Source organism: Roseivivax sp. CAU 1761 (assembly GCF_054482755.1).
The window spans coordinates 47,674-72,049 of sequence record NZ_JBTLRM010000017.1 but is presented as its reverse complement, the minus strand read 5'-3'; the positions used below and the strand labels follow the sequence as shown (position 1 = coordinate 72,049).

The following is a 24,376-nucleotide window of genomic DNA, read 5'->3' as shown; positions in this document are numbered from 1 at the left end:
GGGCGGCGCCGCGCCGCCGGGGGCGCCGCCGCTTTAGGCCACCGCCCAGGCCAGCAGCGCGTAACGGCCGGTCTTGGCCAGCGTCACCAGCGCCACGAAGAGCCAGAGCGGCGTGCGCATGACACCGGCGATGACGGTGAAGGCGTCGCCCAGGGGCGCCCAGCTCAGCAGCAGGGTCCAGACGCCCCAGCGGCCGTACCAGTGCTGCGCCCGGTCGAGCTGACGGGCGCTGGCGGGAAACCAGCGCCGGTGCCGGAACCGTTCCAGCCCGCGCCCGAGGACGTAGTTCACCACCGCGCCCAGGACGTTGCCGAGGCTCGCCACCGCCACGAGAAGGACGGGGTGCAGGGCGTTCTGCGCCTGCACCGCGACGAAGACCAGCTCGGACTGGAACGGCAAAACGGTCGCGGCCCCGAAGGCCGCGAGAAACAGTCCGCCCAAGGCGACCAGATCGGACCACATCCCCTTGGTCCGGATCAGCCGTTGGCGACTTCCACGTTGGCGTTGCGTTCGGAATTCTGCTGCTCGCGGGGCGGCCGTCCGATCACTTCGCGGAGCTCGTCGAGCTCGATGAAGTTGTCGGCCTGCCGACGCAGTTCGTCAGCGATCATCGGCGGCTGGCTGCGGATGGTCGAGACCACCGAAACGCGCACGCCCTGACGCTGAAGACTTTCCACGAGGGGGCGGAAATCGCCGTCACCAGAGAACAACACAATGTGATCGACCCGGGGGGCGAGTTCCATGGCATCGACCGTCAGTTCGATATCCATGTTGCCCTTGACCTTACGTCGTCCCTGGCTGTCGGTATATTCCTTCGCGGGCTTCGTCACCATGGTGAAGCCGTTGTAGTGCAGCCAGTCGACCAGCGGCCGGATCGGGGAGTAGTCATCGTTCTCGAGGAGCGCCGTGTAGTAGAACGCCCTAAGCATCTTTCCGCGTCGCACGAATTCCTGGCGCAGTAGCTTGTAATCGATGTCGAACCCGAGGGCCTTCGCGGCCGCGTACAGGTTCGAACCATCGATGAACAGCGCCAGCCGTTCGTCTTTGTAGAACATTAAAAATCCTTTCGGTGAATCAGGGGCGTCGCGATCCGAGAGAGTGTGTAATAAGTGACGCCGCCACTTTAAGAAATTAGACATATCAACGGCAGGTTCAACCCACTGACCGTAATCGGCAAGGATACGCAGATCCCCCTGATGAAGCAAGAATTCGTGGTGGCGTTCGGCGCCAATCTGGACAGTCCCGCGGGCCCGCCCGCGGCCACGCTGACCGCCGCCTTCGCGCGTCTCGGGCGGGAGCCGGGGCTGCGCCTGCGCGCCGCCAGCCGGTTCTTCGCGACGCCCTGCTTTCCCGCCGGGGCGGGACCCGATTACGTCAACGCGGCGGCTTTGTTTCGCGACCTCGAGGGGCGTTCGTCGGAGGCCCTCCTCGCGATCCTGCACGCGGTCGAGGCCGAGTTCGCGCGGCGCCGGACCGCGCGCTGGGCCGGCCGCACCCTCGACCTCGACCTGCTGGTCCACGGCGACCGGGTGGCGCCCGATGCCGAGACCGAGGCGCATTGGCGCGGCCTCGACCCCGACCGCCAGCGCCGCGAGGCGCCGGACCGGCTGGTCCTGCCGCATCCGCGCCTCGCCGAGCGCGGCTTCGTGCTGGTGCCGATGGCCGAGGTGGCAGGCGCCTGGCGCCACCCGGTGACCGGGCGCAGCGTCGCCGAGATGCGCGCCGCGCTCGCCCCGGCGGCCCTGGCGGAGATCGTCGCCCTGTGATCCCCGCCCGCCTTGTCAAGGGAAATGGCTTGCGTTAGAGAGACACGTTCCCACGACCCCGAGATTGCTGGAGGCTCCCATGGCCCGCGTGACGGTAGAAGATTGCGTCGACAAGGTCCCCAACCGGTTCGAACTGGTGATGCTCGCCGCCCACCGGGCGCGCGAAATCTCCGCCGGATCACCGCTCACGGTGGACCGCGACAACGACAAGAACCCGGTGGTGGCGCTGCGCGAGATCGCCGAGGAGACGCAATCGGCCGATTCGCTGCGCGAGCGGCTGATCGAATCGAATCAGCACCAGATCGAGGTCGACGAGCCCGAGGACGACGCCATGGCCCTGCTGATGGGGGCCGAGCCCGACAAGCCGCAAGAGGACGACATGTCCGAAGAGAAGCTGCTGCGGGCGCTGATGGAGGCGCAGCGTCAGGGGTGACGCGGCGCCGCATTCCGCGGAAGGAGGTGGGCCGGGCATGATCGCCGCAGAAGACCTGATCGCCCTCGTCCACAATTACAATCCGCGCACCAACGAGCGGCTGATCCGGGACGCCTACGATTACGGCTCCCGGATGCACGAGGGGCAGGTGCGCCGCTCCGGCGAGCCCTATTTCACCCACCCGGTCGCGGTGGCGGCGATCCTAACCGAGCAGCAGCTCGACGATGCCACCATCGTCACCGCGCTGCTGCACGACACGATCGAGGACACCAAGTCCACCTATTCCGAGATCGCCGCCCGCTTCGGCCCGGAAGTGGCGTCGCTGGTCGACGGCGTCACCAAGCTCACCAACCTGCAGCTCAGCTCGTCCGAGACCAAGCAGGCGGAGAACTTCCGCAAGCTGTTCATGGCGATGTCGCGGGACCTGCGGGTGATCCTGGTGAAGCTCGCGGACCGTCTGCACAACATGCGCACGATCCGCGCCATGAAGCCCGAGAAGCAGGTGCAGAAGGCGCGCGAGACGATGGACATCTACGCGCCGCTGGCCGGCCGGATGGGCATGCAGTGGATGCGCGACGAGCTCGAGGACCTGGCCTTCCGGGTGCTCAACCCCGAGGCCCGCGCCTCGATCATCCGCCGTTTCATCAATCTCCAGAAGGAGACCGGCGACGTCATCCACCGCATCACCTCGGACATGCGGCACGAGCTCGACAAGGTGGGGATCGACGCCGAGGTCTTCGGCCGCGCCAAGAAGCCCTATTCGATCTGGCGCAAGATGCAGGAGAAGGAGCTCGGCTTCTCGCGGCTCTCCGACATCTACGGCTTCCGCGTCATCACCCGTTCGGAGGCCGATTGCTACGGCGCGCTGGGCGCCATCCATCAGCGCTGGCGCGCGGTGCCGGGGCGCTTCAAGGACTATATCAGCCAGCCCAAGTCGAATGGCTACCGCAGCATCCACACCACCGTGTCGGGCCGCGACGGCAAGCGGGTGGAGGTGCAGATCCGCACCCGGCAGATGCACGAGGTGGCCGAGACCGGGGTCGCCGCGCACTGGTCCTACCGCGACGGCGTGCGGGCGCAGAACCCCTTCGCCGTCGATCCGGCGAAATGGATCGCGCAGCTCTCCGAGCAGTTCAACGCCGAGGACGACCACGACGAGTTCCTCGAGGCGGTGAAGCTCGAGATGTATTCCGACCAGGTCTTCTGCTTCACCCCCAAGGGCGAGGTGGTGAAGCTGCCCAAGGGCGCCACGCCGCTGGATTTCGGCTATGCCATCCACACCCGGATCGGCGCCGCCTGCGTCGGCGCCAAGGTCGACGGCATCCGGGTGCCGCTCTGGACGCGGCTGAAGAACGGCCAGTCGGTGGAGATCATCACCGCCGCCGGGCAGACGCCGCAGGCGACCTGGCTCGACATCGCGATCACCGGCAAGGCCAAGACCGCGATCCGCCGCGCCCTGCGCGAGGCCAACCGAGAGCGCTATATCCGGCTGGGCCGCGAACTGGCGCGCTCGGCCTTCGAGAATGTCGGCAAGAAGGCCTCGGACAAGGCGCTCGACAAGGCGGTGCAGACGCTGCGCCTGCGCGACCGGGCGACGCTCCTGGCGCGGCTCGGCTCGGCCGAGCTCTCGGCCCGTGAGGTGGTCGGCGTGGTCTATCCCGACCTCAAGCAGGAGCCCGCCCCCGAGGTCGAGGCCAAGCGCGCGGTGATCGGCCTCGCCCACGGCCAGGGCTTCACCCGGGCGCCGTGCTGCCAGCCGCTGCCCGGCGAGCGCATCGTCGGCATCTCGAGCCGCGGCCGCGGCGTCACCGTGCACGCCATCGACTGCGAATCGCTGGCCGAATACGAGGAGCAGCCGGGCCGCTGGCTCGACCTGCACTGGGCCTCGGGCACCCATCCGCCGGTCTACACGGTGACGCTCGACCTGACGATCGGCAACGATGCCGGGGTGCTCGGGCGGATCTGCACATTGATCGGAGAGCGCGGCGCCAATATCTCCGACATGCACTTCAAGGACCGGAAGCCCGACTTCTTCCGGATCTGGATTGACATGGAACTGCGCGACGCCGAGCACTTGCATTCGGTGATCTCGGCGCTCGAGGCCGAGAGCGATGTGGCCACGCTGGACCGGCGTCGCGATCCCGAACTGGTGCGCCGGCCGCAGCCGGCGGCCTGAAGGAGAGGAGCACGGCTTGGTCTTCAAGCGCCGCGAGCGCCGACCCGTCTGGAAGGTCGCCGCCCATGCGCTCTGGCCCCGGGGCGGCTGGGGGCGCGCGGCGCGCTACGTCTCCCACCGGCTGAACCGGCTGCCCGACCCGCCGGAACGCATCGCCCGCGGCATCTTTGCCGGGGTCTTCACCACCTTCACGCCGTTCTACGGGCTGCACTTCTTCGTCGCGGCGCTGCTGGCCCTGATGCTGCGCGGCAATGTCGTGGCGGCGCTGCTCGGGACCTTCTTCGGCAACCCGCTGACCTACGTGCCGATCGGGGTGATCGCGATGACCACGGGGCACTGGATGCTCGGCATCGACCGCGACCCGGCGCATCACGTGACGCTGGCGGCCAAGTTCATGCGCGCCGGCGACGATCTGTGGGACAATTTCCTGGCCATCTTCACCCCGGCCGAGGCGCGCTGGGACGGGCTGTCGCTGTTCTACCACGACGTCTTCTATCCCTACCTCGTCGGCGGCATCGTGCCGGGGATCGTGGCGGCGCTGATCAGCTATTACCTCTCGGTGCCGCTGATCCGCGCCTATCAGAGCCGCCGGCGCGGTTCGATCACGCGCCGGCTGGCCACCCTGAAGAAGCGCAAGGGCGAGAACGAGGAGACCGGCTGAGCCCGCCGGGCCAGGTTCAGGTCACCGCGATGACGCGCTTGTCGATGCTCAGCATGTAGCCGCGCCGGGCCACCGTCTTGACCAGCAGCTCCGAGACGATCTGGTTGCCCAGCCCGTCGCGCAGCCGCTTGACCCGGGTGGCGCCCGAGGCCTCGTCACAATCCTCGGCCCGGCGCCCGGAGATCATCGCCTCGATCTCGGCGCCGGACAGGATCTCGTCGTCCATCCGCGCCTCGGCCAGCACCGCCAGCGTCTCGATCATCGCCTCGGTGAGCTTGAAGCCCATGGTGTTGAGATAGACGGTGTTGTCGGCCCGGCTGACCACCAGCGAATTGACCTCGATGCCGGAACGCTCGATCTCGGCCATGCGGCGGTTCAGCGTCAGCAGCATGACCAAAAAGACCAGCGCCGCGATCATCAGCGCGGTGGCGAAAATCAGCAGCACGAAGATCGCCATCCGGTAGCCGGCCAGGGTCTCGGCGAAGGCGGTGCCGGACTGGGCGAGGATCTCCAGCAGCTTGACCTCGGCCTGGGCCGTCAGGTCGTCGTTCTCGACGAAGATGCGTTCCACCCGGTCGTTGAAGGCATCGGCATCGGGCAGGGCCAGCAGCAGCCAGATCCCGGCGGCCAGCAGCAATCCCACGATGGCGGCGATGCCCCCGGCGACGATCCGGGTGCCGGTGCGGCGCGCTTCAGTAGCGGAGATAGTTCGGTCCGGCACTGTCCCGCCGCGCCTCCAATCCGGTTTCGTCGAAGACCGATACCACGTTGAGCAGGGTCCAGCCCTGCGCCGAGAGGCGCGGGGCGAGTTCGTCGCGCGCGGCCTTGCGGTCGCAGGCGGACACCTGGGCGACGCCGTAATGCAGGCGCAGCGGGTCCTCCTGCTTGGCCTTGTAATCGGCGTAGCAGGCGGCCTGCACCGGCGCCGCGGCGAGCAGCAGGACGGGGAGGGCGAGGGCGATGCGTGTCATGCCGCGAAGATGCGGTCGGACGGGGCGAAACGCAATGACGACGGGCCCGCGGGGCGCTGTCATCGCATAACACCGGCCCGGCATTGCCTGTCCGGCGGGGTCGGGCGGAGGCTTGGACCATCCCGTCGCGGCGCTTGCGACACGTTCAGGAGGAGACCCGCCATGCCCCGCAGATTGACCGCAATCACCCTGGCCCTCGCCACCGCCCTGACCGCCCCCGCCACCCCCGCCGCCGCCGATCAGGGCCGCGAGATCCTGCAGGCCCTGGGCGGCATCGCCGCGCTCTACGCGGTGGGGCGTGCCATCGAGAATGCCCGCGACCGCGAGGAGAAGGAAAAGAAGGAGAAGAAGGCGCGCCGCGCCGCCGAGGCCCGCGCCGCGGCCGAGGCCGAGGCCGAACGCGCCCGCCGCGAGGCCCATGCCCGCGACCGCGACCGCCGTGCCTGGGGCCACCGGCCGTGGCGCGACGACGACCGCCCGCGCTGGTCGCAGCGCAAGCACCGCGACTACCGGGACGACCGCCGCTTGCTGCCGGTGGCCTGCCTGACCCATGGCCGGATCCGCGGCGAGGGCGTGGCGCCGGTCTTCGGCGCGCGCTGCCTCGAGACGCGGTACCGGCGCGCGGCGGCGCTGCCGCGGCACTGCCTCGTCATGTATGCCGCGAACGGGCCGCGCCGGGCCGGCTACCACGCCGCCTGCCTGCGTCAGGCGGGCTATCGCCTGGGCGATTGAGGCCGGGTGCCGCGCGGGCTGGCGGGCGGCCCGCGGCCGGGCTATCCAGGGGGCCATGAGCCGCCCCGATGCCGACCCGCCCGCCGCCCGTCCCGGTCCCGATGCCAGCCGCGAACGCGCGCTGGAGGCCGCCTGCGGCGGCCCGGTGGCCGGCGTCGACGAGGCCGGGCGCGGCCCGCTGGCCGGCCCGGTGGTGGCCGCGGCGGTCGTGTTCGACGCCGCCTGCCTGCCCGAAGGCCTGAACGATTCCAAGGTCTTGTCCGCGGCGCGCCGGGCCGAGCTCCATGCCTGCCTGATCGCCACCGCGCAGGTCGGCATCGGCATCGCCTCGGTCGCGGAGATCGACAGCCTGAACATCCTGCGCGCCAGCCACGTCGCCATGTGCCGCGCCGTCCGGGCGCTGCCGGTGGTGCCGGCGCATGTGCTGATCGACGGCAACATGATCCCGCGCGAGGCCGCCTGGCCCTGCACCGCGCTGATCAAGGGCGACGCGCTCTCGGTGACGGTGGCGGCGGCCTCGGTGATCGCCAAGGTGACCCGCGACGCCATCATGCGGGATTTGGCGCAACACTATCCGGGCTACGGCTGGGAAACCAATCAGGGATACGGGTCCCCAAGCCACAGGGAGGCGCTGCGAAATCTCGGCGTGACCCCACACCATAGGCGCAGTTTCCGCCCCGTGCACAATATCTTGTATCAAGACGAAACGGCAAGTGCTTGATTCAAAAATGGAATTGACCGCGAATCGGCTTTGACTCATTCTTTGGCCCAACCGGAGCGTGCACCAAAGACGCGCCCGCATTGAGGCAAAGACATGACCAAGATGACCCAGTTCAAGAGCGCGCAGGCGCTCCCTCTCAACACGATTCTGGAGGGCGACTGCATCGACGTCATGCAGTCCTTGCCGGACGCATCGGTCGACCTGATCTTTGCCGATCCGCCCTACAACCTGCAGCTCAAGGGCGCGCTGCACCGTCCCGACAATTCCAAGGTCGATGCCGTCGACGACGAGTGGGACCGCTTCCAGAGCTTCGCCGCCTACGACGCCTTCACCCGCGACTGGCTGGCCGCGGCGCGCCGGGTGCTGAAGCCCGACGGCGCGATCTGGGTGATCGGCTCCTACCACAACATCTTCCGCGTTGGCGCGGCGCTGCAGGATCAGGGCTACTGGATCCTCAACGACGTGGTCTGGCGCAAGGCCAACCCGATGCCGAACTTCCGCGGCAAGCGGTTCACCAATGCCCATGAGACGATGATCTGGGCGTCGAAGACGGAAGGCGCCAAGTACACCTTCAACTACGAGGCGCTGAAGGCGCTGAACGAGGGCATCCAGATGCGCTCGGACTGGGTGCTGCCGATCTGCACCGGCGCCGAGCGGCTGAAGGACGAGAGCGGCGCCAAGGCGCATCCGACGCAGAAGCCGGCGAGCCTGTTGCACCGCGTGCTGGTGGGCTGCACCAAGCCGGGCGCGGTGGTGCTCGACCCGTTCTTCGGCACCGGCACGACCGGCGCGGTGGCCAAGGCGCTGGGCCGCGACTGGATCGGCATCGAGCGCGAGGCGGCCTACCGCCAGGTGGCCGAGAAGCGCATCGCCGAGGTCAAGAAGTTCGACAAGGCGGCGCTCGAGGTGACGCGGCCAAAGCGCGCCGAGCCCCGCGTGCCCTTCGGCTGGCTGGTCGAGCGCGGCATGCTGCACCCCGGCGAGACGCTGGTCTCGGCCTCGGGCAAGAGCGCGCGCATCCGCGCCGACGGCACCCTGATCGGGCTCGACGTGCGCGGCTCGATCCACCAGGTCGGCGCCGCGCTCGAGGGCGCGCCGTCCTGCAACGGCTGGACCTACTGGCATTTCAAGAAGGACGGCAAGCTGGTTCCGATCGACGTGCTGCGCCAGCAGATCCGCGTCGAGATGGCCGACCGCCCGGCCTGACCCCGGCGCCACCTCCCCCCAGTTACCGCCAGCGCCCGGATCCATCCTCCGGGCGCCACTGACCCCGCCTGTGCCGCAGGCGGGGGCTTTTCGTTTGGGCGCGGGCCGACGGCCGGTCCCGGCAGCGTCATGGCGGGGTTGCAGGGCCCGCGGCGCGCAGGCGGTTGCACCCGGGCCGGCTTCGCGCTCAGGTGCGGCGCGAAGTTCGGGGGGAGACGGCATGGACCTGCGCGCGATCGGAATGGGGCTGGCCTTTGCCTTCATGTGGTCTTCGGCGTTTTCCTCGGCGCGGATCATCGTCGCCGCGGCGCCGCCGCTCACCGCGCTGTCGCTGCGCTTCCTGATCTCCGGGCTGATCGCCATCGCCATCGCCCGCGCCATGGGCCAGGCCTGGGGGCTGACGCGGTCACAATGGCGCGCCACGGTGGTGTTCGGGCTGTGCCAGAACGCGCTCTATCTCGGGCTGAACTTCGTCGCCATGCAGAGCGTCGAGGCCTCGCTCGCCGCCATCATCGCCTCCACCATGCCGCTGATCGTGGCCTTCGCCTCGTGGATGCTCCTGGGCGAGCGGCTGCCGGCGCTGGGCATTGCCGGACTCGCCGCCGGTGTGGCGGGGGTGGTGCTGATCATGGGCACGCGGCTCTCGGGCGGCACCGATCTCTGGGGCGTCGGGCTCTGCATCCTCGGCGCCGCGGCGCTGGCCGGGGCGACGCTGGCGCTGCGCCATGCCTCCTCGGGCGGCAACGTGCTGATGGTGGTGGGCTACCAGATGCTGGTCGGCGCCGCGGCGCTGGTGCTGCCGGCGGCGGCGTTCGAGACGCCGGTGATCGACCCGTCCTGGACGCTGTTCTGGGCCTTTGCCTATACCACGCTGGTCCCCGGCGTGATCGCCACCCTGGTCTGGTTCCTGCTGGTCGACCGGATCGGCGCCACCCGGGCCGCGACCTTCCACTTCCTCAACCCGATCTTCGGCGTGGCCATCGCCGCGGCGCTGCTGGGCGAGGCGCTGCGCCCGCTCGACGCGCTGGGCGTGGTGATCACCGCAGCGGGCATCCTCGCGGTGCAGCTGTCGAAGGCGCGGCTGGCGCGCCGGGTGCCGGCGGCGGAGTGACCCCCGCCGCCGGCCGCGGCCTCACTCCCCGGCCGGCATCGGGATGGTGATCGCCGGGTTGTGGTCGAAGAAGTTGAACGGCGCCAGCGTGATCCCCTTCCACATCAGCGGCATCACCGGCCAGTCCTCCATCCGCGGCACGTGGTGGAAGCCCATCGTGTACCAGGTGACGATGTCGGTGTCGGCGATCGGCCGGTCGGCCTGCATCCAGGCCGCGAGGCTGTCCGAGCCGTCGCTCTGGAAGGCGTATTCGCCGCCGGCATAGCGCTGCGCCCGGTCATAGGGCGTGACGTAGAGCGTGTGCTCGATATAGGGGTTGCGCATCGCCGGCGGGTCGCCCGCCACGTCGAGCGGCGAATAGGCCACCGAATTGCCCGGATGGATCATGTAGGCCGGGTGATGGCCGAGCTTCGAGGTCTCGTTCATGTTGCCGACATGGTACATGGCCGGGCTGTCCGGGTTCACCTTGTAGCGCGCCTCGGCCTCGGTTTCGGGCATCTGCTGCTCGGTCACCCAGAACGACCGCCGCGGCAGGTCGGAGGGCGCCTCGCCGGCCACCAGCGCGGTGCGCATGAAGCTGTTGGCCTGCCCGTCGATGTCGAAATCGAGCCGGAAGTTGAAGAAGTGGTCGTGGTTCGGCGCCACCAGGTTGGGCGCGATCAGGGTGCCGTGGGCGGTGTCCGCCGCGGCGCTCGGATCGCTCATCGAGGTCGCGGCCACGCCCTTCACGGCGTCGAGCCCGGTCGAGCCCACCATGACCTGCATGCGCCCCGACTGGTCGAAGCGGTAATCGATCAGGTAGTCGTAATTGCCGACCTCGGAGGCCGAGCGCACCACCAGCTCGGTCGCCGGGCGCCCCTCGGTCGGGGTGAACTGGTCGGGGCCCTGGGCGAAGACCTCGAAATGCCGCCAGGCCGGGTCGCCGACCTGCCGCTCGAAGATGCAGACCGCGTCGGGGATCTCCAGCGGCGTGCCGTCATCGGCATGGACCAGCGCCGGCAGGAAGGTGGCGTAGGCGGGACAGTCGACGCCCTTCCGGAGCGGCGACAGGAAGATGCCGAAGCCGTATTCGCCGCTGTCCATGTAGGTGCGCCAGTACCAGCCCTCGTCGGGGTCCATGTAGGGCACGAAGACCTCCGACAGGTGTGCCTGGTAGAGCACCTCGCGGCCCTCGGCGCGGATGTCGGACAGCACCACGCCGGGGCGCTTGTCGATGCGCCAGCGGAAGGACCACATGTCCCATTCCACCAGGCTGCCTTCGACCGTGACGTTGCCGGCGCCCTCCTGGGCAACGCCGGCCCGCGCCGTGGCCTCGCGCAGCTCCATGTCGTCGCGGGCGGCGATCTCCTCGGCGGTGTAGCCCCAGCTGTCCTCGGGCAGGGGGACCACGCCGGTATCGGTCACCTCGACCACCTCGCCGCCCTTCAGGTCGACGGTGGCGAACAAGCCCTCGATCGGTTTGGCGTACCAGTTCGAGCCCTCGGGCAGCAGGTAGCAGGGGACCTTCATCAGGCGCCGCCCGGCCTCGTCGGGATCGCCGAAGGCGCCGGCGGTCAGGGGCAGGCAGAACACGTCGTCGGGCGTCACGCCGCGCGCCTCCAGCCCGGCCACGAAATCGGGATGCGACAGGGCCAGCTCCATGGCGCCGATGAACTCCTCGACCAGCAGCATCGGTTCGCCCTCGGCCTCGGCCCATTCGACCACGGTGCCGCCGGAAATGTCGACGATGCCGCGGAACACGCCCTCGGGGGTGGTGACGTTGACCACCGCCTGCCGGCGTTCCGGGTCGCCCTCCGACCAGGCCAGGACTTCGGACTTCTCGGGCTCGTAGAGCTCGATCAGCGGCCAGCGCGCCTCCGGCCCGACATGGCCGGCCGCGCCTAGGATGCGCGTCACCGCGCCGATCTCCTCGGCGCTCAGCCCGTCGAGCGGATGGGCGGCGGCGGTCCCGGCACAGAAAATACCGGCCAGCCCGAAAATATGTGATGTCTTGAAGCGCGCCATCTGCGTGGCCTCCCTGTTGGCAATGCCAGAAGGCTAGCGGCAGCGGGGCGCCCGCGCCAAGCGGCAATACGGGGCGCGCATAAAAAAGGGCCCGCGCGCGGCGGGCCCAGTTGGTTCAGACTTGTGCGTCACGCCGCGATGGATTGCGACGCGCCGCCTGTTCCCATGAACGTGTCATGGAGAGCCTTGATGCAGCGGTCCCGATCGTCCCGCTGCACCACGAATTGAGCATCCACGGTGCGCGTGGTCTGGTGCGCGCTGACCACGTCGACGCCGGCATCGCGCAGCGAACCGAGCCCGCGTTCGAGCACGTGCAGGCCGCGCAGGTCGCGCCCGATCACCGACACGATGGCCGAGGAGCGGACATTGATCTCGGCATTGGGGAAATGCTCGGCGAGATCGGTTTCCACCCGCCGCAGCGCCGAGAGCGGCGCGTCGACGTAATGCGTGATGGTGTTGGCGTTCGAGGTCTTGGACACGATGCGCAGCTTGTGCTTGGTCAGCACTTCCAGCGTCTTGGCGTCGTAGCCCTTCACCCCGACCATGTCCTGCTCGAAGAGTTCCAGCGCGTAGACGTCGACGCCGCAGACGATCTCGGCGTTGTTCTCGTCCGCTTTGGCATCGTCGATGACGGTGCCCGGATCCTCGGGCTCGAAGGCGTTGGTGACGCGCAGCGGCACCTCCGCTTGGCGCAGCGCCTTGGCGGCGGTCGGGTGGATCGCCTCCATGCCCATGTTCGACAGCTGGTCGGCCACGTCGTAGTTGGTGTGGCCGATCTTGCGCACGTTCTCCGCGCCCACCAGCTTCGGGTCGGCCGAGGACAGGTGGAACTCCTTGTGGATGATCGCCTCGCGCGCCTTGGTCTGGGCGGCGATCTGGCTGAACGTGACCTCGGAATAGCCGCGGTCGAACTTGTTCATCAGCCCCTCGCGGCACTGCGCGTAGCCGGTCACGATCGGCATCTCGGAGTCGAGGTCGACCCCGCTCAGCCCGTCGGCGATACGCTCCTCGAGGCTCATCTCGCGGTCGTCGCGCCAGCCCGACAGATCGACGAAACGCGCGTCGACGCCGTGACGGCGCAGCAGCAGCGTGGTGACGTAGGCGGAATGCGCCTCGCCGAGCCCGGAGAGCAGTTCCCGGGTCACCGACATGTGCTGCGACAGCCGGAAATGCCCGTAGGAACACAGCCGGTGCAGGTCGATCAGGCAGTTCCGCGCGCCGTCGATCCGGTCGCGGACGAAGTCGTTCGCATCCTGCAGGTCGGCCGAATGCTCGAGCAGCGCCTCGTGGGCCTCGCGCATCGCGCGATCGACGCGGCTCAGCGCGGCCATCCATTCATGTTCGCCGGTCTCGTCGGCGAAATGGGCATAGACCCCCGGCTCGCCGCTCTTCTTGTGCTCGAGCAGCAGGTCGGTGATGCCGCCGAAGGCCGAGACCACGAAGATCCGGTTGTAATCGGGCTTGCCGACCCGGAACAGCGGCTCCAGCAGTTCGTTCAGGCGCGACATCGAGGTGCCGCCGATCTTCTCGACCGTGTGGTTCTTGAAATCGAGAGCCATGGCTTCGGTCCTTTCCGTGGCCTCAGGCCACCTCGTCCGGCGCCGCGTAGGAGCCGTCGGCCTGGTGCACTTCGTTGCCGGTGACCGGCGGGTTGAAGCAGCAGGCCATGACCAGCTCTTCCTCGGCGCGGAGCGTGTGCTTGTCATGCAGGTTCAGCCCATACATCACGCCGGGCTTGATCTCGTGGGTCTCCCCGGTGCCGAGATCGGTGATCGAGCCCTTGCCGCTGATACAGTAGACGCTCTCGAAGTGGTTCTTGTAGTGGAACGTGTGTTCCGACCCCGCTTCGAGATAGGTGATGTGGAACGAGAACCCCATCTTGTCGTCGGCCAGGAGCATCCGGACCGAGGTCCAGCGCGCATCCGAGACGGCGCGATCGGTGTTCTTCAATTCGTTGACGTCACGCACGATCATATTCTGTTACTCCGCTGCAATCTTGTTGTCGCCGGCGGCTTCGCGAGCCGCTTCGAGCAGGATGTCGAGACCCTTGCGCAGGGTGTCGGTGGAGACGGTGAGCGCCACCAGCACCTTGACGACCTCGTCATCGGCGCCGGAGGTCTCGATGATCAGGCCCTTCTCGAAGGCCCGGGCACAGATGTCGGAGGCCAGCTCGCCGTTGCCGACATCGACGCCCTGCATCATGCCGCGGCCCTTCAGGCGGGTGTCGGGCAGCACCTCGGCCACCGCCTGCAGACCGGCGGTCAGCTGCACGGCCTTCTCCTGGATCTCCTTCTGGAAGCTGTCGTCCTTCCAGAACTTCTCGAGCGCCACCCGGCCGGTCACGAAGGCATGGGTGTTGCCGCGGAAGGTGCCGTTGTGCTCGGCCGGCTTCCAGACGTCGAGCTCGGACTTGATCAGCAGCGCCGCGAAGGGCAGGCCGAAGCCCGAGAGCGACTTCGCCTGGGTGATCATGTCGGGCTTCAGGCCGGCCTCCTCGAAGGCGAAGTAGGTGCCGGAGCGGCCGCAGCCGGACTGGATGTCGTCGACGATCAGCTTGGCGCCGTGCTTTTCGGCCAGCCGCGCGATGCCCTGCATCCATTCCTTGGAGGCGGCGTTCAGGCCGCCCTCGCCCTGGATCGGCTCGAAGATGAAGGCCGCCGGCTCGTCGAGACCCGAGGAGGAGTTCTCCAGCATCATCTCGATCTGCTCGAGCGTGTCGATCTCGTCGCCGAAGGCGCCGTCATAGGGCAGGTGGGTGACGTCGGCCAGCGACCCGCCGCCGGCGCCGCCGCGCTTGCCGGCATTGCCGGTCAGCGCCAGCGCGCCCATGGTCATGCCGTGGAAGGCGTTGGTGAAGGCAATGACGTTGCGCCGGCCGGTCACCTTGCGGGCCAGCTTGATCGCCGCCTCGACCGCGTTGGTGCCGGTCGGGCCTGTCATCATGATCTTGTAATCGTCCATGCCGCGCGGCTTGAGGATGTGATCCTCGTAGGCCTGCAGCCACTTGGCCTTCTCGCTGGTGTACATGTCGAGGCCGTGGGCGATGCCGTCGGCCGCGATGTGGTCGATCAGCGCCTGCTTCATGTCCGGGTCGTTGTGCCCGTAATTCAGCGACGAGCAGCCGGCCAGGAAGTCGATATAGGTGCGGCCGGCCTCATCCACCATCTCGCTGCCCTGCGCGCGGGCGAAGACGGTGTCGAAGTTGCGGCAATAGGAGCGGGCCTCGGATTCACGGCGCGCAAAGATGTGTTTGTCGGTCGACATCGGGAGGTCCTTTCGGGACTGGAAGGGGGGAGGGACGCGGGAGCGGCGGCCGGTCAGGCCGCGCTCATCACCGCATCTCGGAAGGTGATCGTCACCATGTGTTCGGTCGCATGCTCACCGGCGAAATGCGTGTCGCGGGTGAAATGCGCCTCCGAGGTCAGGTCACCGTTGTTCTTCTCGGCAAAGCGGCGGAAGAGCGCCCAGGACGCATCGTTGTCGAGCGTGATCGTGGTCTGCATGCGCTTGACCTCGGCGCATTCCTCGCGCGCCATCGCGGCGGCGAGCATGCGGGTGCCGAGGCCCATGCCGCGGGCATCGGAGGACACCGCAACCTGCCACACGAACAGCGTCTCGGGATCGTGGGGGGTGATGTAGGCGGACACCCATCCCATAATCTTGCCGTCGATATCGGCCACCACGCAGGTATCGCGGAAGTGGTCGGACTGCAGCAGGTTGCAATACATCGAGTTCTCGTCCAGCGGCTTGCAGCTGCGGATGAGTTCCCAGATCTCGGCGCCATCCTCCCGCACGGGTTTGCGGAAGGTGACGGCTCCATCGGATTTCACGCTTTGCAGTGTCTGCACGGGTCTGAACCTTCGTTTTTTCGTTCGTATGGCTAAGTATAGGCCCTGGGGCGGGTATTTCAACATACGAAGGACTTTTGGTTCCGGAGTCTCCCGGAGAAAAAGGTTGTCAGAAAACCTCAGAGTTTTCATCGGCTTCGTCCGGCGTCTGGGCGCGAAACTCCTTCGCGGGTAAAATTTTTGTTTGGCGGGAACCCGCAGCGGATTCGCGAATTCGATTGATCCGTCACATAGTTTGACTAACTATCAATCATGCTGGACCAGAATCGTACCCAAAGCCTGGCCGGGCGTTGCGCTGTCGCGCCGCATACGGCAAAGGACGCCCGCAGTGATGTTGAGACGAGTGACCCGATGGACCGCACCGACGAGAGTCTGATCGCCCTGCGCCGCATTCTGCGCGCCACCGAATTGTACGGGCGTGACCTGGCGCGCGATGCCGGGCTCACCGCGGTGCAGCTGCGGGTGCTGCAGATCGTGGCCGAGCGCGGCCGCTGCCACCCGTCCGACGTGGCCGGGCAGATGGGCGTCAGCCAGGCCACGATCTCGGTCCTGATCAAGAAGTTGACCTCCTACGGCCTGATCGAGCGGCGGCAATCGCCGCTCGACGGCCGCCAGGTCGACCTGACCATCACCGAGGAGGGCCGCCGCCGGGTCGAGGTGGCGCCCGACGCGCTGCAGCAGCGCTACGTGAAGCAGTTCGAGACCCTGCCGGCCTGGGAACAGTCGATGATCGTGGCGGTGCTGGAGCGGGTGGCGGGCATGCTCGACGGCGGCGCCGATGTCGATGCCGCGCCGGTTCTGGCGATGGGCGACATCACCCGGATCCCGCAGCACCGCAACGGCACCGAACGCTGACCGGCAGGCCGGGCGGGCCCGCATCCTCGGGCCCGGCTCCGCCGGGCGGCCGCCGCGATCCGGCGGCCGCGTGCCGTGGCGGCGCGGGTCAGTAATCCCGTTCGAAGAAGATGCCGACGCCGGTATTGCCGTCGGTCCCCACCGTGCCGCGCGCGGTGACGCTGGGGGTGACGGTCAGGTTCAGGTTGATCTCGGTCTCGCCCTCGCCGTTCACCGTGACGTCGGTATAGGCGCGTTCGCTGATATACTTGCCGAGGCGCAGCTCGGTGGTGCCGTCCTCGGCGGTCTGCACGTCGAAATCGTCCAGCCCGGTGCTCATCCGCAGCCGTTCCAGCACCCCGACACCGCCGCGCCCGGCCAGCGTGTTGAGCGCCGCGGCGATGCGCAGGGCCTGCAGCCCCGAGATCTCGCTCAGGTCGCGGCCGAAGAGCAGCAGCGACAGCACCTCCTCCTCGGAGCGCGCCGGGTTCGAGGCAAAGGTCACCTCGGGTTCGGAGACCGGACCCTCGATGATGATGGTGACCGTGGTGTCGCCGCGTTGGGTGTCGGCGCGGACCCGGATGAACGGGTCGAAATCGCCCTGCAGCTGGATATAGGCCTCGCTCAGTTCGAGCCGCTGGCCGAGGATGTCGAGCCGGCCGCGGATCAGGTCGAAGCGGCCCACCGGCACGACGTCCTGCAGGGTGCCGCGCAGCCCCAGATCGCCGCCCAGCTCGGCGTCGAGCCCGCGGCCGCGCACGAAGATCTGGGCCGGCGACGAGATGTCGACATTGAGCCGCCAGTTCAGCCCGCCGGATTCGCCGGGGGCGGCTTCGGGGCCGGGCTCGGGATTCTCGAACCCGGCGCGGCGGCGCGTCGCGGCGACGTCGGGCGGCACGTTCACATGCGTCACGTCGAAGGTAAGGCGGGTATTGGCCGGGCCCGCCGACGGCACCCGGATCTCGGTCTCGTCGAGGGTGATGCGTCCGGCCAGCAGCGCCGTCGAGGCCAGCGGCCCGGTCAGGCGGAGCTCGCCATTGGCGATGGTCTCGTAGAGCCCGGGCTTGGCGACAATGACCTGCCGCAGATCGATCGCCAGGTCGCCCTCGAAGGGCGCGGCGAGGGCGACCGGGCCGCGCAGCGCGACCTGCCCGCCGCTGCCGACATTGCCGGTCAGGGCGATCTGGGCGCGGCTGCCGCCGAGGGCGATCTCGGCGGCGATGTCCTCGAGCGCCAGGCCCTGCGCCGGCACGATCAGCTCGGCGCCCCGGGTCACCACGTTGCCCGACAGCGAGGTCAGCGCCAGCGGGCCGTTCAGCGCGAGGTCGAAGCGCGCCTCGCCGGTCAGGATGTTGGGCTCGATGAAGCCGTTGGCGAGGCCCAGCGGCGCGGCCCCCGCGGCGCGCAGGTTGGCGGTGGCGAAGCTGCGGGCGATGCTGCCGGAGACATCGGCGCGGGCGCCGCCGGGGGCGGTCACCGCGGCGTCGACGGCGATCCGCTCGGGGCTCAGCGCGGCGGTGCCGCGGGCGCTGGCCGGACCGCTCAGGTCGGGGGTGAACAGGCCGACATCGCGGAGCCGCAGGTCGTAACTCAGCTCGCCCGACCCGCCGCTCAGCTGGCCCGAGGCCTCGCCGGAGATCTCCGGCGCATCGAGGCGCGCGCTCTCGATGCGGATGGCGCCGTCGCGGCCCGCGGCATCGACCGCGAAGGTGGCGGTGCCGCGCAGCAGCCGGTCGACGGCGTCGATGCCGGTGCCGAGCCCGGTGGCGCGGCCCTGCAGGTCGGCCTCGAAGGCCTTGCCAGCCAGCGCGTACGCGCCCGAGCCGTCGAGGCTGACCGCGCCGCGCAGCGGCATGCCGGCGAGCCCGGAATAGGGCGCCAGCGATCCCACCGAGACCTGGCCCGAGCCGCGGATGGCGCGGAATTCGGTGCCGGCGACCTCGGCCCGGGCATCGATCTCGGCGCTCGCCGAGCCGGGGCCCGAGGCGCTGACGTCGATGGCCCAGCTGTCGCCGCTCTGCTCGGCCCGGCCGGTGGCGCGGGCGGTGCCGGACATGCCGGGCACCACGGCGCCGAGATCGGAGAGCGCGATGTCGAAGCGCGCGGCGCTGTCGGCCTCGCGCACCACGCCCTCGGCCTCGACCGAGGCGCGGGCGGTTTCCACGTCGAGGGTGCGGATAACGATGCCCTCGCCGTCGCGGCTGGCATCGACGGCGTAGCGGCCGGCTCCGGCGAGCAGCGCGTCGGCGGCCTCGATGCCGGTCCTGAGGTCCTGGCTCGACCCGTCGGCCACCACCGAGAAATGCAGCGTCTCGAGATCCACCCGCCCGGTCGCATCGAGCGCCAGCGCGCCGCCCAGCGGCCGGTCCACCAGCCCGGCATAGGGCGCGAGGCTGTCCACCGCGACCCGCGCCGTGCCCTCGACCGCCTTGGGGGCGAACTCCACCACCCGGGCGGTCACGTCGGCGGCGATCTCGGCGCCGCCGGGGCCGGAGCCGGTCACGGCGAGCGCCCAGTCCTCGCCGTCCTGGCGCGCGGTGCCGGTGAGCCGGGCGCTGCCGGTCATCGTCGGCACCACCGCCTCGAGATCGGTGAGCCGGGCGTCGAACTCGGCAAAGCTGTCGGAGTCGCGGAGCGCGCCCTCGGCGGTGATCTCGGCGCGCGGCGTCGCCAGGTCGAGCTCGCGCAGGGTGATCCCGTCGGCGTCGCGCAGCGCCTCGACGCGGTAGCGCGCGGCGCCTTCGAGCAGCGCGTCGACGGCGTCGATGCCGGTCTCGACGTCGCGGCTGGTGCCGTCGAGCTCAACGTCGAAGAACTGCGTCTCGAAGGTGTAGCGCCCCTCGGCCTCGAGCGCGACCGACCCGGCGAGCGGACGGCCGGCCAGCCCGGCATAGGGCGCGAGGCTCTCCACCGCGAGGCGGGCCGTGCCCGACACCGATTGCGGGGCCAGATCGACGACCTGTGCGGCGACGTCGGCGGCGATCTCGGCGCCGCCCGGGCCCGAGCCGGTGACGTCGATGTCCCAGGTCTCGCCGTCCTGCTCGGCGCGGCCGCGCAGGCTGGCGCTGCCCGACATGGTGGGCACGATGGTTTCGAGATCGGTGATGGTGGCATCGAAGCGGGCGCTGCCGTTCTCGTCCCGATAGGCGCCGTCGCCGGTGACCTGAAGCTTCGGCGCGTCGATGCGCAGCGCGTCGACCACGAGGCCCTCCGCGTCGCGCCGGGCGTCGAGCCGGTAGCTCGCCGCGCCGTCGAGCAGGGCATCCGCGGCGTCGATGCCGGTGACGATGTCGCGGCTTTCGCCGGTGACGTCGGCGGAGAAATGCAGCGTCTCGGCGTCGAAGCTGCCGGAGCCATCGAGCGTCAGGCTGCCGGCCAGCGGGCGGTCCACGAGCCCGGCAAAGGGCTCCAGCGTCTCGACCGCGACGCGGCCCTTGGCCTGGGCGCCCTTGAAGGCCCAGTCGACGATCTCGGCCACGCCCTCGAGCGCGATCTCGGTGCCGCCGGGCGCGTCGCCGATGACGTCGAAGCGCCAGTCGGTGCCGTCCTGGCTGGCGCTGCCGCGCAGGGCCGCGGTGCCCGACATGGTGGGCACGACATCGGCGAGATCGCGCAGCTGCACGTCGAAGCGGGCGTCGCTGCCCTCCTCGAGGAGTTGGCCGTCGGCGGTGATCGAGGCGCGCGGCGCCTGCAGCGAGAACTGGCGCAGGGTGACGCCGCCCTCGCGCTTCTCGCCATCGATGCGCAGCCGGGCCTGGCCCTCGAGCAGGGCGTCGACCTCGTCGATCCCGACGGCGAGGTCGGTGCTGCTGCCGGTGACGTCGGCGACGATGTCGCCGGTCTCGAAGTTGTAGCTGCCGGAGCCCTCCAGATCGACCGCGCCGGCCAGGTCGCGGCCGGCCAGCGGGGCATAGGTCGCCAGCGTGTCCACCGCGACGCGGCCCTCGCCGCGCAGCACGCGCAGCGCGTTCTCCACCAGTCGCGCGGTGATCTCGGCGTCGATGCGGGCGCCGCCGGGGCCCTGGCCGGTGGTGTCGATGGTGTATTCGTCGCCGTCCTCGCCGCGCTGCCCGGTCAGGGTGCCCTGCAGCGCCACCCGGCCCGACAGCTCCGGCAGGACCGGGCGGATGTCCTCGAGCGCGATGTCGAACCGGCCGTCGCTGTCGGTCTGCCCGATCCGCGCCTCGGCGCGGGCCTCGAGGGTGGGGGAGGAGAGGTCGAGGTTGCGCAGCATCAGCCCGGCCTCGTTGCGCACCGCGTCGATCGCCACATCGACCGCGCCGGCGAGCAGGCCGTCCAGTTCCGCGATGCCGGTCTGCAGCCCGCGGCCGTTGCCCGCCACCTGCAGGTCGAAGGCGCCGGAGAGCGGCTCCAGGCTGCCGTCGAGGTCGATGTCGATGCGCCCGGCGAGATCGCGGCCGGCCAGCGCCGAGAAGCGCGCGATGTCCTCGGCGGTGACGGCGAGGTCGGGGGCGATGACCAGGTTCAGGTCGTTGGCGATCCCCGAGACGGTGACGGCACCGTCGGCGGTGACGCCGGCGCCGTCGAGGTCGAGCGCGGTGATCGCCAGCGGTTCGCCCTCGGTCCAGCCGAAATCGAACGCCGCGGCCAGCGTCTGGCCCACGGCATCGGCGAGGCGGGGATCGGCAAAGGCCAGCCCTTCGGCGGCCAGCTCGACGCCGCCCGTGGCGCCGCCCACGGCGCTGCCGCCGCCGCGGGTCAGGCTGCCCGATCCGTCGAGCCGCAGCGTGTCGGCGCTGAGATCGGGGCGTTCGAGGCCGTCGATGGCGATCTCGGCGCGCCAGCTGTCGCCCTCCTCGGCGTCGTAGCCGATGTCGAGCACCGCGCGGTCGAGCAGGGTCTGCTGGCCGGGCAGGGGCAGCGCCACCGGGCCGCCGCCCTCGGCGGCGATGCGGCCCTCGAGCGCCACCCGCACCGGCCACTGGTCGGGGCCGAGTTCCAGCGCGCCGGTCAGCGCGATCGCCTCGGACTGGATGTCCAGCGTCTCGAGTTCCAGCGCGCCGGAGGCATAGCGCCGCCCCGCCAGGTCGAGCGACAGCGAGGGGCCGAAGAATTCGCGGTTCTCGGGCGTCAGGAGCGGCCGAACGTCGCCCTCGATCTCGGCGCCGAAGGCGGTGCCGGTGCCGCCTTCATCGGAGAAATCGGCGATCCGCACCGCGCCGGTCAGCCGGTCCTCGCCATCGGTGGCGAGCTGCAGGTCGGCGGTGAAATCCGCCAGCGGGCCCTCGCCCTGCACGGCGAGCCGCACGGACGGATCTCCCGGCAGTCCGATCAGCGCCGCGGCGAGCCCGCCCGGCGCCTCGTCGAGCAGCAGGTTCAGCGCCAGCACCCGGTCCTCGTTGGAATAGCGCGCCTCGATGTCGATCTGGCCCTCGGCGGCGTCGAGCCGCCGCACCGCGATGTCGACATCGGCGGCGCCGCCCTCGAGGCTGGCCGAGCCTTCGAGCGACAGCACCGCCTCCTGGCCGATCACCGTCTCGCCGAGCTCGACGCGCTCCGCGGCGATGCGGCCGATGCGCACCGAGACCGGCAGTTCGGGCAGGGTGAAGGGTTCGGCCGCCGCCTCGGGCACCGTGACCTCCTCCTCCGCGGCGCTGCCGGGCAGGCGGGCCAGCACGATCTTCTCGGCGCTCAGCTCGTCGACCGAGACCCGGCCGCGCAGCAGCGCCGTGCGGTTCCAGTCGAGCACCGCGTTGGTGACCTCGAGCCAGACCCCGTCGGCATCCGAGATGGTCAGGTTCTCGAGCGTCGCCTCCGAGCTCAGGGCGCCGCGGAAGCCCGAAATATCGACCTGCGCGCCCTCGGAGCTGAGATTGTCCTCGATCAGCCGTTCGAGATAGCCGCGGTCGTCGTCCTGGGCGTTCAGGGGCAGCGGGGCGGCCAGCGCGGCGGCGACGGTGGCGGTGCGGAGGATGCGTTTCAAAATGCTTGTCCGATGCCGATGTAGAATTGCACGCCGTCGCCGGTATCGCCCCCGGTGGGGCCGGCGACGTCAAAGCGGATGGGGCCGATGCCGGTCTGGTAGCGCAGGCCGATCCCGGCCCCGGAATGCCACTCCCCGGTGCCGTCATAGACGCTTTCGGCGCCGATATAGCCGGCATCGGCAAAGGCCACGACGCCCAGCGAATCGGTGACGTCGCGCCGGTATTCGGCCGACATCCCGACGAAGCTGCGGCCGCCGACCTCGTCGCCGTTCGGCAGGGTGACGTCGAGCGAGCGGTAGGGCTGGCCGCGCACGGTGCCGCCGCCGCCGGAATAGAACAGGTAATTGGGCGCGGTCTCGGTCAGGTCGGAGCCCACCACCGAGCCGAGCTGCAGCCGGCCGGCCAGCACGTTGGGATCGCCGTCGCCCCAGCCCAGATAGCCGCGCAGATCGGCCCGCAGCTGCGCGCCGGACTGGCTGTCGTTGAGCCCGAGATAGGGCGTGGCGGCGGCCTGCAGGTAATAGCCCTGGCGCGGGTTCAGCTCGTCGCTGCGCTGGTCGAGGGTGACCTTGCCGGGGAAGGTCAGCAGGAAGAACTGCCGGTTGCCGACGGCGTCCGAGGTGTCGGAATAGACCAGCGCGACGCCCTGTTCGAGCGTCAGCTCGTCGCTCAGCCGGCGGGTGGCGCCGGCGCCGATCTCGGCGCGGGTGTCGGTGTAGGTCGGCTCGTCCTCGTGGACCAGCCGGGCCTGCAGGTAGCCGTCGGTATCGGCGCCGTAGATCGCCGGGATCTCCAGCCGCCCGGAGGCCAGGTAATCCATCCCCGAGGCCGCGGCGCCGATATTGCTGACCTCGAAATCGAAGCGCAGCCGTTCGGCGCCGCCGAAGATGTTGCGGTGCAGCCAGAAGGCCGAGAGCGCGGCGCCCTCGAGGGTCGAGATCTCGGCCCCGAAGCCGACCCGGCGCGGCTTCTGGTCGGTCACCGCCAGCAGCATGTCCATGCTGCCGTCCGGGGAAACGGTCTCGGCCTCGGTCAGGGTGACCGCGGTGAAGGCGCGGGTGCGGCGCAGCCGCTGCAGGACCGTCTCGACCTCCTCGGGGTCGAAGCGTTCGCCGGACGGGAAGCCGGCGATGCGGCGGATGGCGCTGGCGCGCACCGCGCTGTCGGTGGTCAGGATCAGGTCGCCGAAGCGCACCCGCGGGCCGGGGGCGACGCCGATCTCGGCCGACAGCGTGTCGCTCAGGTGCTCGGCGACGATCCTCTCCTCGGCGACCCGGGCCTTGGCGTGGCCGCGCTCGCGCCAGCCGTCCACCGTGGCGTCGACGGCGCCGCGGATCGCCGTCGCCTCGGCAACCCGGCCCCGGGCGAAGCCCGCCGGCAATTCGGTGCGCCGCGGCACCGGCGCGATCTCGGCCCGGCTGAACCGGAAGCGCGGCCCGGTCTCCACCGCGACATGGATGCGGCCGGTGCGGTCGGGCAGGTCGAGCAGGGCGATCTCCGAGGCCTCGCGGCCGTCGATCCGCACCGAGATGACGCCGCCGTAATAGCCGCGGGCATAGAGCATCTCGAGGATCTCGGCATATTCGGCGAGCGCCGTGGCGACCAGGTCCTCGGGCTCGGTCCGGCCCTCGACGCGCGCCGCGTAGAGCAGCGACACCTCGCGCAGGACGTCGGTCATCTCGGCGCGCTGTTCGGCATCGGGCGCCGTGATCGAATAGGTCAGCGCCTCCAGCGCCACGGAGGGAGCGGCGCTCCCGAACCAGGCGGCAAGCGCCGCCATCACGAGACCCGGACGGTTGCTGTTCACCTTGAAACGATGCCCCCTCGACTGCCCTCCCCGCGCGTCGCGGCGCGGTCTTTCGCGCACCCTAGCCGGTCAGTCCGGGGCTCGCTACCCGCTGCACGATCACATTCCGTCAGCAGCGCCGCGGCCGCTGCGCGGGCCGGGCGGGCGGCCGCTCAGTTCTG

Annotated in this window: 20 protein-coding genes; 9 read left to right on the top strand and 11 right to left on the bottom strand. The window is 69.9% G+C overall.

The window, feature by feature from the left end; translation table 11 throughout:
- Positions 1–33: 33 nt before the first annotated feature.
- Together ACXYMW_RS11985 and ACXYMW_RS11980 are read right to left on the bottom strand one after the other, a co-directional pair.
- Positions 34–462 carry a YqaA family protein gene (locus ACXYMW_RS11985; protein WP_459035560.1) on the bottom strand — a complete coding sequence of 143 codons (429 nt, stop codon included), beginning with the start codon at positions 460–462 and terminating at the stop codon, positions 34–36.
- Positions 463–476: 14 nt separating this feature from the next.
- Positions 477–1,055, bottom strand: coding sequence for a LabA-like NYN domain-containing protein (locus ACXYMW_RS11980; RefSeq protein ID WP_459035559.1), 579 nt, complete (start codon positions 1,053–1,055; stop codon positions 477–479).
- 141 nt (positions 1,056–1,196) lie between these two features.
- On the opposite strand from ACXYMW_RS11980, the gene folK reads away from it, so the two are divergent.
- From folK to ACXYMW_RS11960, 4 genes are all read left to right on the top strand, one after another.
- The gene (gene folK, locus ACXYMW_RS11975) at positions 1,197–1,766 is read left to right on the top strand and encodes a 2-amino-4-hydroxy-6-hydroxymethyldihydropteridine diphosphokinase (RefSeq protein ID WP_459035558.1); all 570 of its coding nucleotides are present in this window, start codon (positions 1,197–1,199) and stop codon (positions 1,764–1,766) included.
- A gap of 79 nt (positions 1,767–1,845) precedes the next feature.
- Positions 1,846–2,199, top strand: coding sequence for a DNA-directed RNA polymerase subunit omega (gene rpoZ, locus ACXYMW_RS11970; protein WP_459035557.1), 354 nt, complete (start codon positions 1,846–1,848; stop codon positions 2,197–2,199).
- 37 nt (positions 2,200–2,236) lie between these two features.
- Positions 2,237–4,375, top strand: coding sequence for a RelA/SpoT family protein (locus ACXYMW_RS11965; RefSeq protein WP_459035556.1), 2,139 nt, complete (start codon positions 2,237–2,239; stop codon positions 4,373–4,375).
- A 16-nt stretch (positions 4,376–4,391) separates the two neighbouring features.
- A complete protein-coding gene (locus ACXYMW_RS11960) occupies positions 4,392–5,036 on the top strand; it encodes a DUF2062 domain-containing protein (protein WP_459035555.1) in 645 nt (214 codons plus the stop codon).
- Positions 5,037–5,052: 16 nt separating this feature from the next.
- Here ACXYMW_RS11960 and ACXYMW_RS11955 read toward each other — a convergent pair whose 3' ends face one another.
- Both ACXYMW_RS11955 and ACXYMW_RS11950 read right to left on the bottom strand, forming a co-directional pair.
- Entirely contained in the window at positions 5,053–5,757 is a 705-nt protein-coding gene (locus ACXYMW_RS11955) for a winged helix-turn-helix domain-containing protein (RefSeq protein WP_459035554.1), read from the bottom strand.
- Positions 5,729–6,007: a hypothetical protein gene (locus tag ACXYMW_RS11950; RefSeq protein WP_459035553.1), complete on the bottom strand. Its 279-nt coding sequence runs from the start codon at positions 6,005–6,007 to the stop codon at positions 5,729–5,731. Before ACXYMW_RS11950 ends, ACXYMW_RS11955 begins: the two co-directional genes overlap by 29 nt.
- A gap of 162 nt (positions 6,008–6,169) precedes the next feature.
- On the opposite strand from ACXYMW_RS11950, the gene ACXYMW_RS11945 reads away from it, so the two are divergent.
- The 4 genes from ACXYMW_RS11945 (at position 6,170) to ACXYMW_RS11930 (ending at position 9,777) form a co-directional block, all read left to right on the top strand.
- Positions 6,170–6,739 carry a hypothetical protein gene (locus tag ACXYMW_RS11945; RefSeq protein ID WP_459035552.1) on the top strand — a complete coding sequence of 190 codons (570 nt, stop codon included), beginning with the start codon at positions 6,170–6,172 and terminating at the stop codon, positions 6,737–6,739.
- A gap of 55 nt (positions 6,740–6,794) precedes the next feature.
- Positions 6,795–7,460 carry a ribonuclease HII gene (locus tag ACXYMW_RS11940; protein WP_459035551.1) on the top strand — a complete coding sequence of 222 codons (666 nt, stop codon included), beginning with the start codon at positions 6,795–6,797 and terminating at the stop codon, positions 7,458–7,460.
- 93 nt (positions 7,461–7,553) lie between these two features.
- A complete protein-coding gene (locus ACXYMW_RS11935; protein ID WP_459035550.1) occupies positions 7,554–8,666 on the top strand; it encodes a DNA methyltransferase in 1,113 nt (370 codons plus the stop codon).
- A 220-nt stretch (positions 8,667–8,886) separates the two neighbouring features.
- Positions 8,887–9,777, top strand: coding sequence for a DMT family transporter (locus tag ACXYMW_RS11930; RefSeq protein WP_459035549.1), 891 nt, complete (start codon positions 8,887–8,889; stop codon positions 9,775–9,777).
- Between the two features lie 21 nt (positions 9,778–9,798).
- Here ACXYMW_RS11930 and ACXYMW_RS11925 read toward each other — a convergent pair whose 3' ends face one another.
- The 5 genes from ACXYMW_RS11925 to ectA all read right to left on the bottom strand — a co-directional run bounded on the left by ACXYMW_RS11925 (position 9,799) and on the right by ectA (position 15,629).
- On the bottom strand, positions 9,799–11,781 hold the full coding sequence (locus ACXYMW_RS11925; protein ID WP_459035548.1) for a copper amine oxidase: 1,983 nt from the start codon (positions 11,779–11,781) through the stop codon (positions 9,799–9,801).
- Between the two features lie 128 nt (positions 11,782–11,909).
- Positions 11,910–13,340 carry an aspartate kinase gene (locus tag ACXYMW_RS11920; protein WP_459035547.1) on the bottom strand — a complete coding sequence of 477 codons (1,431 nt, stop codon included), beginning with the start codon at positions 13,338–13,340 and terminating at the stop codon, positions 11,910–11,912.
- Positions 13,341–13,362: 22 nt separating this feature from the next.
- Positions 13,363–13,755 carry an ectoine synthase gene (locus tag ACXYMW_RS11915; protein WP_459035546.1) on the bottom strand — a complete coding sequence of 131 codons (393 nt, stop codon included), beginning with the start codon at positions 13,753–13,755 and terminating at the stop codon, positions 13,363–13,365.
- Between the two features lie 6 nt (positions 13,756–13,761).
- Complete coding sequence (gene ectB, locus ACXYMW_RS11910; RefSeq protein ID WP_459035545.1) at positions 13,762–15,045, bottom strand: diaminobutyrate--2-oxoglutarate transaminase; 1,284 nt, start codon at positions 15,043–15,045, stop codon at positions 13,762–13,764.
- A gap of 53 nt (positions 15,046–15,098) precedes the next feature.
- A complete protein-coding gene (gene ectA, locus ACXYMW_RS11905) occupies positions 15,099–15,629 on the bottom strand; it encodes a diaminobutyrate acetyltransferase (protein ID WP_459035544.1) in 531 nt (176 codons plus the stop codon).
- Between the two features lie 351 nt (positions 15,630–15,980).
- Here ectA and ACXYMW_RS11900 point away from each other — a divergent pair, with 351 nt between their 5' ends.
- Positions 15,981–16,484 (top strand): MarR family winged helix-turn-helix transcriptional regulator, encoded by a 504-nt coding sequence (locus ACXYMW_RS11900; RefSeq protein WP_459035543.1) that lies wholly within the window; start codon positions 15,981–15,983, stop codon positions 16,482–16,484.
- A gap of 88 nt (positions 16,485–16,572) precedes the next feature.
- Here ACXYMW_RS11900 and ACXYMW_RS11895 read toward each other — a convergent pair whose 3' ends face one another.
- Together ACXYMW_RS11895 and ACXYMW_RS11890 are read right to left on the bottom strand one after the other, a co-directional pair.
- A complete protein-coding gene (locus tag ACXYMW_RS11895; RefSeq protein ID WP_459035542.1) occupies positions 16,573–22,407 on the bottom strand; it encodes a translocation/assembly module TamB domain-containing protein in 5,835 nt (1,944 codons plus the stop codon).
- Positions 22,404–24,215, bottom strand: a complete 1,812-nt coding sequence (locus ACXYMW_RS11890) for an autotransporter assembly complex protein TamA (protein ID WP_459035541.1) — start codon at positions 24,213–24,215, stop codon at positions 22,404–22,406. Before ACXYMW_RS11890 ends, ACXYMW_RS11895 begins: the two co-directional genes overlap by 4 nt.
- Positions 24,216–24,376 lie beyond the last annotated feature (161 nt).

Excerpts from the sequence above, each read along its gene's own strand:
- ACXYMW_RS11940 (WP_459035551.1), top strand. The coding sequence starts at position 6,795 with ATGAGCCGCCCCGATGCCGACCCGCCCGCCGCCCGTCCCGGTCCCGAT.
- ACXYMW_RS11980 (WP_459035559.1), bottom strand. The coding sequence starts at position 1,055 with ATGTTCTACAAAGACGAACGGCTGGCGCTGTTCATCGATGGTTCGAAC.
- ectB (WP_459035545.1), bottom strand. The coding sequence starts at position 15,045 with ATGTCGACCGACAAACACATCTTTGCGCGCCGTGAATCCGAGGCCCGC.
- ACXYMW_RS11935 (WP_459035550.1), top strand. The coding sequence starts at position 7,554 with ATGACCAAGATGACCCAGTTCAAGAGCGCGCAGGCGCTCCCTCTCAAC.
- rpoZ (WP_459035557.1), top strand. The coding sequence starts at position 1,846 with ATGGCCCGCGTGACGGTAGAAGATTGCGTCGACAAGGTCCCCAACCGG.
- ACXYMW_RS11900 (WP_459035543.1), top strand. The coding sequence starts at position 15,981 with ATGGACCGCACCGACGAGAGTCTGATCGCCCTGCGCCGCATTCTGCGC.
- ACXYMW_RS11920 (WP_459035547.1), bottom strand. The coding sequence starts at position 13,340 with ATGGCTCTCGATTTCAAGAACCACACGGTCGAGAAGATCGGCGGCACC.
- ACXYMW_RS11985 (WP_459035560.1), bottom strand. The coding sequence starts at position 462 with ATGTGGTCCGATCTGGTCGCCTTGGGCGGACTGTTTCTCGCGGCCTTC.
- ACXYMW_RS11925 (WP_459035548.1), bottom strand. The coding sequence starts at position 11,781 with ATGGCGCGCTTCAAGACATCACATATTTTCGGGCTGGCCGGTATTTTC.
- ACXYMW_RS11915 (WP_459035546.1), bottom strand. The coding sequence starts at position 13,755 with ATGATCGTGCGTGACGTCAACGAATTGAAGAACACCGATCGCGCCGTC.
- folK (WP_459035558.1), top strand. The coding sequence starts at position 1,197 with ATGAAGCAAGAATTCGTGGTGGCGTTCGGCGCCAATCTGGACAGTCCC.
- ACXYMW_RS11965 (WP_459035556.1), top strand. The coding sequence starts at position 2,237 with ATGATCGCCGCAGAAGACCTGATCGCCCTCGTCCACAATTACAATCCG.
- ACXYMW_RS11950 (WP_459035553.1), bottom strand. The coding sequence starts at position 6,007 with ATGACACGCATCGCCCTCGCCCTCCCCGTCCTGCTGCTCGCCGCGGCG.
- ACXYMW_RS11930 (WP_459035549.1), top strand. The coding sequence starts at position 8,887 with ATGGACCTGCGCGCGATCGGAATGGGGCTGGCCTTTGCCTTCATGTGG.
- ACXYMW_RS11945 (WP_459035552.1), top strand. The coding sequence starts at position 6,170 with ATGCCCCGCAGATTGACCGCAATCACCCTGGCCCTCGCCACCGCCCTG.